This is a genomic window from Algibacter sp. (genome assembly GCF_049667265.1).
Lineage (GTDB): Bacteria > Bacteroidota > Bacteroidia > Flavobacteriales > Flavobacteriaceae > Algibacter_B.
In genome coordinates, this window is the sequence record NZ_JBATHX010000419.1 from 1 (window position 1) to 7,756 (window position 7,756).

The window sequence follows — 7,756 nt, forward strand, 5'->3', positions numbered from 1 at the left end:
TTAACATTAATTAAACTAAAGTTATGCCATTATCCGCTAACAATCCTGATAGAGCTTCGTGGTTACACGTTGATAAAAATTCAGACTTTCCTATTCAAAATATTCCTTTTGGCGTTTTTTTAACGCGCGATGATATTATAACCATCGGGACTCGTATTGGAGATACAGCCATTGACCTTGGTGCTTTACATCAATTAGGTTATTTTGAGGGTATACCACTTACAGATGATATTTTTCTTCAAGACACATTAAATGATTTTATTGCTGATGGAAGAAAAACATGGCGAGCCGTAAGAAATAGAATTGCTAAAATTTTTGATGCTAATAATGATTCATTAAAAAATAACAAGCAACATAAGGAAACTATTTTATTTCGTTTGGACGAAATTGAAATGCAACTACCTGTGCATGTTGGCGATTATACTGATTTTTACTCAAGTATGGAACATGCTACGAATGTAGGTTCCATGTTTAGAGATCCCGAAAATGCCTTACTGCCAAACTGGTTGCACATTCCGGTTGGGTATCATGGCAGAAGTAGTTCAATAATTCCTTCGGGAATTCCAATTCACAGACCACAAGGTCAAACATTACCAAATGGTGCTACTGAACCCGTTTTTGGGCCAAGTAAATTGGTGGATTTTGAGTTAGAAATGGCTTTTATTACTACAGATGCTAACGATTTAGGAGAATCTATCCCTATTGCTGAAGCTGAAGAATATATTTTCGGATTAGTATTACTTAATGATTGGAGTGCCCGCGATATTCAAAAATGGGAATATGCACCTTTAGGGCCATTTTTAGCAAAAAACTTTGCGACTTCTATTTCGCCTTGGATTGTAACTTTAGATGCCTTAGAACCATACCGTGTACAAGGCCCAAAACCTATAAAAAAACAACTCGATTATTTAAAGTTTAAAGGGAATAAGAGTTACGATATAAATCTTGAAGTATCCATTCAGCCTCAAGGCGCGAAGGAAAATGTAGTAAGTAAATCGAACTTTAAATATATGTATTGGAATATGGCACAGCAATTAGCGCATCACACCGTTAATGGCTGTCCAATAAATTCTGGCGATATGATGGGAAGTGGTACCGTTTCTGGCCCTACCGAAGATAGTTATGGCTCTATGCTGGAACTAACTTGGAAAGGCGAAAAACCAATTAAACTAAAAGATGGTACCGAACGTAAATTTATAAACGATAACGATACCGTAATTATGCGTGGTTATTGCGAAAAAGATGGTACGCGTATTGGTTTTGGTAAAGTGTCAACCAAATTATTACCTGTTTACAAAAAGAAATAATATATTATTTTATCATAAAAAACGCTCTTAAGCTACTGTTTAAGGGCGTTTTTGTTTTTGGGCGTTCCCCTACCGGGGTCGGGCTTTTCGCTGTACCTGCCTAGCGGCAGGCAAGTCTTTTGTTTCTTGTCATTCTTGAGAAGGCAAGAATCTACAATTAATAATGGCATGTCCAAAATGTAGTTCTACTAGCCAATAAAACAAAAGGATGTCGCTGCAATCCCTGCCTGCCGGCAGGCACGCCTAACGCGAGCTTATCAGCCAAAATTAGTTTATAATCGGCGTTTTTTTATGCATCTATGGAAATCTGTTCTCACATAAATAAAACTTACCAATATTCAACAAAAGAAGGATTTTATCTACAAAATATTAAAAACATTAACACTTTATCCGATTTATTAGCATTTCATATGTAATGTTCGTATTTTGGCACCACTATTGAACAGTAAACCAAATAACCAATAATTTTTGACCCATGAAAAAAATATTACTTTCTACAGTAGTACTACTTTTTATAATTAGTTGTAGTACAAGCAGGCAAATGGAAAAAGCAGTAAATACTGGAAATTACGACCAAGCAATTACCAATGCCATTAGTAAACTGCGTGTTAATAAAGATAAACGAGGTAAAGCAGATATTATAATCATGCTTGAGGAAGCTTTTAATAAAGCTACTGAACGCGGTTTGAACGATATCGCTTTTCTAAAAAAAGATAATAATCCAGAAAATTTTATTCGCATTTACGATGCTTATGTTGATTTGGACAATAGACAAGAGCGTATAAAACCACTTCTACCTTTATATGTAAATGGAAGCGAAATTAAATTGAACTTTAACGATTACGCTTCTCAAATTATAAGCTTTAAAGATGGGGCGTCAGAGCAAATGTATAGCAATGCTCAAGGTCTATTAAATTCTAGCAACAAATTAGATTATCGGTTAGCTTATAATGATTTGCAAAGCATTGAAAATATAAACCCTAATTATAAAGATGTTCGCCAACTAATGGAAGTTGCACATAATAAAGGAACCGATTTTGTTTTAGTTAATATGATTAATGATACCCGAAAAATTATTCCAGCAAGACTGGAAAACGATTTATTAAATTTTAGTAGTTACGGACTTAATAATTTTTGGGCTGTTTATCATAACACACCCGAAGATAAAGTAAACTATGATTATAATATGCGCGTAAACTTAAGGGATATTAACATTTCGCCAGAGCAAATAAAAGAACGTCAAGTAATTAAAGAGAAGCAAATTGCAGACGGCAAAAAAGATTTAATTGAAAATGGAAAGGTTGTAAAAGACAGTCTTGGTAACGCCATTAAAATAGATAATTTAAAAACAGTACGCTGTGAATATTATGAATTTACGCAATTTAAAGCCACACAAGTAAATGGTAATGTGGAATATGTAAATTTAAACACAAATCAATTGGTTGATGCATTTCCTGTAACTAGCGAATTTATTTTTGAACATATTTATGCCACTTCAAGGGGAGATCGTAGAGCTTTAGATTCGGATCTTATGCCATTTTTAGAGAATCGTGCCGTGCCATTCCCTACTGAAGAGCAAATGATTTATGATTCCGGAGAAGATTTAAAACTCCAATTAAAGAATATTATTAATTCTTATACCTTGAATTAAACAAAAAAAACTCTCGATTAAATCGGGAGTTTTTTTTGTGCTTTTATTTTTTCTCTTAAACAAATCTATTCAAATCAACCTCATTAATCGTCCCATGAGATGCATGGGCAACCACTACCCCATTTTTAATCACCAAAATTTGCGGCGATTCGTGCAAAATTTGAAATTTGTAACCGACTTCATTAGAAACCTCGCGGTAATTCAGTAAATCTAAATAGTATAAATCTAAGTCCCTTTCAGTTAAACCATAGGCTTCAACAAACTGGTTCATAACCATTCTGCTAATACCACAACGTGTAGAATGTTTAAAAATCACTTGTGTTTTAGTACTCGATTTTTTATTTATAATTTCCAATTGCGCTAATTCATTTAAAGGAATCCACGGTAATACTTTTTCTTCTTTTGGTTCAGTTGAACCGCCAAATAGTTTATTTATTAATCCCATAGTATATTTTTTTCTTCATCTAATAAGTCGAAACACATTTTAAATCTTACAAACCGACAAAAAGTCACTAATAATCATGCTTCAAGAGACATTTTGTCTTATAAATTCAATTGGTAAGATTATTGACTTATAGCTTATAAAGAAAATAAAATTAAAGTTATGAACCTTAATAATTATACAATTAAATCGCAGGAAGCCATTCAGCAAGCGCAACAAATTGCACAAGGTTTCGGTCAGCAACAAATAGAAAATGAACATATTTTTAAAGGCATTTTTGAAGTTGATGAAAATGTATTGCCATTCCTTTTAAAAAAGTTGAATGTTAACATTTCCATATTAGAACAAGCATTAAACAAGCAAATTGAAAGCTTTTCAAAAGTTTCTGGTGGCGAACTTATGTTATCTCGCGAAGCAGGAAAAACACTTAATGAAGCAGCTATTATTGCTAAAAAAATGAAAGATGACTATGTGTCTATCGAGCATTTAATTCTTGCTGTTTTTAAATCGAATAGCAAAATAGCACAAATGTTAAAAGACCAAGGTGTTACCGAAAAAGGTCTTAGCGCTGCTATTGATGAATTACGAAAAGGCGAAAATGTTACTTCTCAAAGTCAAGAAGAAACTTATAATTCGCTTAATAAATATGCTAAAAACCTAAATCAGTTAGCTAAGGATGGCAAGTTAGATCCTGTAATTGGTCGTGATGAAGAAATACGAAGAATACTTCAAATTTTATCACGTAGAACCAAAAACAACCCGATCCTTGTTGGTGAACCAGGAACTGGTAAAACCGCCATTGCTGAAGGGTTAGCACATAGAATTATAGATGGAGACATTCCAGAAAACTTAAAAGACAAGCAAATTTTCGCGCTTGATATGGGTTCCCTTATTGCGGGTGCAAAATACAAAGGTGAGTTTGAAGAGCGCTTAAAAGCAGTAATCAAAGAAGTTACTACAAGTGATGGCGATGTCGTTCTATTTATTGACGAAATCCACACCCTGGTTGGTGCTGGTGGCGGACAAGGCGCTATGGATGCCGCAAACATTTTAAAACCTGCATTGGCTCGTGGCGAACTACGTGCTATTGGAGCAACCACTTTGGATGAATACCAAAAATACTTTGAAAAAGACAAAGCTTTAGAGCGTCGTTTTCAAAAAGTAATGGTTGATGAACCCGATACGGAAAGTGCTATTTCAATCCTTCGTGGGATTAAAGAAAAGTATGAAACACACCATAAAGTGCGTATTAAAGATGAGGCTATTATTGCTGCTGTGGAATTATCACAGCGATATATTACCAATCGTTTTTTACCAGATAAGGCCATCGATTTAATGGATGAAGCTGCGGCAAAACTGCGAATGGAAATCAATTCTAAACCAGAAGAATTAGATGTTTTAGATAGAAAAATCATGCAGTTGGAGATTGAAATTGAAGCTATTAAACGAGAGAAAGATGAGGCTAAATTAAAATCATTGCGTTCAGATTTAGCAAATATTAAAGAACAACGCAACGAGATTAATGCCAAATGGAAGTCTGAAAAAGAAGTTGTTGACAATATTCAAAATACAAAACAAGCTATTGAAAACTTTAAGCTTGAAGCTGAAAAGGCCGAACGTGAAGGCGATTACGGAAAAGTAGCCGAATTACGTTATGGAAAAATTAAAGAAGCCCAAGAGCAGTTAGAAGTTTTTCAAAAACAACTTGATGCCCAAGGAGAAACATCTTTAATTAAAGAAGAAGTAACTTATGATAATATTGCTGAAGTTGTTGCAAAATGGACAGGCATTCCTGTTACCAAAATGCTACAAAGCGATCGTGAAAAGTTATTAAAATTAGAAGATCAGTTGCATAAACGTGTAGTTGGACAAGAGGAAGCTATTGTTGCCGTGAGTGATGCCGTAAGACGAAGTCGTGCAGGTTTACAAAATCCGAAAAAACCTATTGGAACCTTCTTATTTTTAGGAACCACAGGTGTTGGTAAAACAGAGCTTGCAAAAGCATTAGCTGAATATCTATTTGATGATGAAAATGCATTAACTAGAATTGACATGAGCGAGTATCAAGAACGTCATGCGGTAAGTCGATTAGTTGGTGCACCTCCTGGATATGTCGGATATGATGAAGGCGGACAATTAACCGAAGCTGTGCGTAGAAAACCTTATTCTGTAGTACTTTTAGATGAAATTGAAAAAGCGCATCCTGATACTTTCAATATTCTTTTACAAGTTTTAGACGAAGGGCATTTAACAGATAACAAAGGTCGCGTAGCCGATTTCAAAAACACCATTATTATCATGACCTCAAATATGGGAAGTCAGATTATTCAAGAGCGTTTTGAGGCTACAAAAGATATAGATTCTGCAATTGCAGCAGCAAAAGTTGATGTGTTAGCATTATTAAAACAAACGGTACGTCCAGAGTTTTTAAACAGAATTGATGATACTATTATGTTTACGCCATTAAGCAAAGAAAACATTGTTGAAATTGTTGGTTTACAGCTTAAAGGCGTTACTAAAATGATAGCGCAACAAGGCATTACGTTTGACGCAACACAAGAAGCGGTGCAGTATTTAGCTGAAAAAGGTTATAACCCTGAATATGGCGCCAGACCTGTAAAACGTGTCATTCAAAAAGAAGTTTTAAATGAATTAAGTAAAGAAATATTAGCAGGAAAAGTGACAACAGATAGTATCATTCTGCTTGATGCTTTTGATGATAAGTTAGTATTTAGAAATCAAGGTGACTTAGTTATTGAAGAGTCTTAAAATAATATAGATTATTTGTAACAATTTACATTTTAAATAGTCTATTAGTTTGGTTGGTTAGTCCTGCCTGCCGGCAGGCAGGTGAAAGGCAACATGAATCTTGTAATGAGATGATTGTTGCCTTTTTTTATTAAAACGTTTAATAAGATTTCATACAATTGTTTGAAAGCGTAAATAAATCAATAGACACGAGTACTTTTGAAGCGCGTTTAAACTTGCTCAATCCACATTTAGCATAAGTTTAACCATCCGAAACATACTTTTTTACCGTATATCTAGTTAATTGATATTATGGGTTACCGTTTATCTAAAATTAGAGTTTTATAATGATTTTTACATATTTAATTTTTAATTTAGCATGACTATATGCCCCTAACATATATTTTTTTTAATCAAATTTGATTTTTTTCATTCCTCAAGAATTAAATCTATAACAAAAAAACCTACTTAACAAAATATGGATATTTCCAAATACATAGACTATACGTTATTAAAACCATCAACAACCGAACGTGAAATTATTGAATTATGCAATACTGCAAAAGCAAATGGATTTTATAGCGTTTGTATAAGTAGCTGTTATGTTGCTTTGGCAAAAGAACTATTACAAGGTTCAAGAATAAAAGTAATTACAGTTGTAGGCTTTCCATTAGGTAGTATGTCAACAGAAGCTAAAGTTTTTGAGGCTGAAAAGGCCATTTCGGATGGTGCTGATGAAATTGATATGGTTATAAACCTTGGCTATTTAAAAAGCAGAAATTATGTGTCTGTTTTAAAGGATATTAGCGATGTAAAATTAGCCATTGGAAAAACACCTTTAAAGGTGATTCTAGAAATATCTGAATTAAATAAAAATGAAATTATAAAGGCTTCTGAAATTTGCTTAGATGCTAAAGCCGATTTTATAAAAACTTCCACAGGTTTCTCTAAGAGTGGCGCCACTTTAACGGCCGTTAAAATTATTAAAAAAACAATTCGAAATAAAGCTAAAATAAAGGCTTCTGGCGGTATTGGCGATTTTGATATGGCATTGAAATATATTGATGCTGGAGCTGACAGAATAGGAACTTCTAAAGTTATAAAAAGTAATTCTGACCAAATGCAAATTAGAAATACTAAAATTTATACCGATTATATTGAAACAGTTTCTAAAATGAATCCTACTTCAAGTAAAGAATCATCAAAAAAAGCTGAAACTAATAAATAAAAAAATACATCATTCACTATATTAATTTTTGAATGCCTTTTTTTACTATAATTTTCTAATTCCATTTTATTAGTCTTAAATTCACAACTGACAATATCACGTATTATGGTTTTTAGAAATATATTGATTGCTTTGATCCTAGTTTTAATGTCTTCCTGTAAAAATAAAACAGGGGTAAACTCTGAAACTGAAAGTCAGGTAAATCATTTTTATTTTGTTCGGCATGCAGAAAAGGATCGGTCTAATCCTGATAATGATAATCCGAAATTAACAGATACTGGTGTTTCACGCGCTAAGCTTTTAAATACCATTTTAGAAAATGTGAAATTTCATGCTGTATATTCTACAAACTACTTTAGGACTATTGAAACAGCCAAACC

6 protein-coding genes are annotated in these 7,756 nt (G+C 33.3%); 5 read left to right on the plus strand and 1 reads right to left on the minus strand.

What is annotated here, in order from left to right; all coding sequences use genetic code 11:
* The first annotated feature begins 23 nt into the window (after window positions 1–23).
* Window positions 24–1,307 (plus strand): fumarylacetoacetase, encoded by a 1,284-nt coding sequence (gene fahA / locus WBN21_RS14550; protein ID WP_424201519.1) that lies wholly within the window; start codon window positions 24–26, stop codon window positions 1,305–1,307.
* A gap of 475 nt (window positions 1,308–1,782) precedes the next feature.
* Window positions 1,783–2,958, plus strand: coding sequence for a hypothetical protein (locus WBN21_RS14555; protein ID WP_424201521.1), 1,176 nt, complete (start codon window positions 1,783–1,785; stop codon window positions 2,956–2,958).
* A 55-nt stretch (window positions 2,959–3,013) separates the two neighbouring features.
* Here the strand turns inward: WBN21_RS14555 and ytxJ are convergent, their stop codons facing one another.
* The gene (gene ytxJ / locus WBN21_RS14560; RefSeq protein ID WP_424201523.1) at window positions 3,014–3,403 is read right to left on the minus strand and encodes a bacillithiol system redox-active protein YtxJ; all 390 of its coding nucleotides are present in this window, start codon (window positions 3,401–3,403) and stop codon (window positions 3,014–3,016) included.
* 159 nt (window positions 3,404–3,562) lie between these two features.
* Between ytxJ and clpB the strand changes: the two genes are divergently transcribed.
* The 3 genes from clpB to WBN21_RS14575 form a co-directional block, all read left to right on the plus strand.
* Entirely contained in the window at window positions 3,563–6,169 is a 2,607-nt protein-coding gene (gene clpB, locus WBN21_RS14565) for an ATP-dependent chaperone ClpB (protein WP_424201525.1), read from the plus strand.
* A 457-nt stretch (window positions 6,170–6,626) separates the two neighbouring features.
* On the plus strand, window positions 6,627–7,376 hold the full coding sequence (gene deoC / locus WBN21_RS14570) for a deoxyribose-phosphate aldolase (protein ID WP_424201527.1): 750 nt from the start codon (window positions 6,627–6,629) through the stop codon (window positions 7,374–7,376).
* Between the two features lie 147 nt (window positions 7,377–7,523).
* On the plus strand, window positions 7,524–7,756 hold a 233-nt coding region (locus WBN21_RS14575; protein ID WP_424201529.1), incomplete at its 3' end, for a histidine phosphatase family protein.

What these genes read in the sequence shown, in the direction of transcription:
- deoC (WP_424201527.1), top strand. Translation starts at nt 6,627, where the DNA reads ATGGATATTTCCAAATACATAGACTATACGTTATTAAAACCATCAACA.
- clpB (WP_424201525.1), top strand. Translation starts at nt 3,563, where the DNA reads ATGAACCTTAATAATTATACAATTAAATCGCAGGAAGCCATTCAGCAA.
- ytxJ (WP_424201523.1), bottom strand. Translation starts at nt 3,403, where the DNA reads ATGGGATTAATAAATAAACTATTTGGCGGTTCAACTGAACCAAAAGAA.
- fahA (WP_424201519.1), top strand. Translation starts at nt 24, where the DNA reads ATGCCATTATCCGCTAACAATCCTGATAGAGCTTCGTGGTTACACGTT.
- WBN21_RS14555 (WP_424201521.1), top strand. Translation starts at nt 1,783, where the DNA reads ATGAAAAAAATATTACTTTCTACAGTAGTACTACTTTTTATAATTAGT.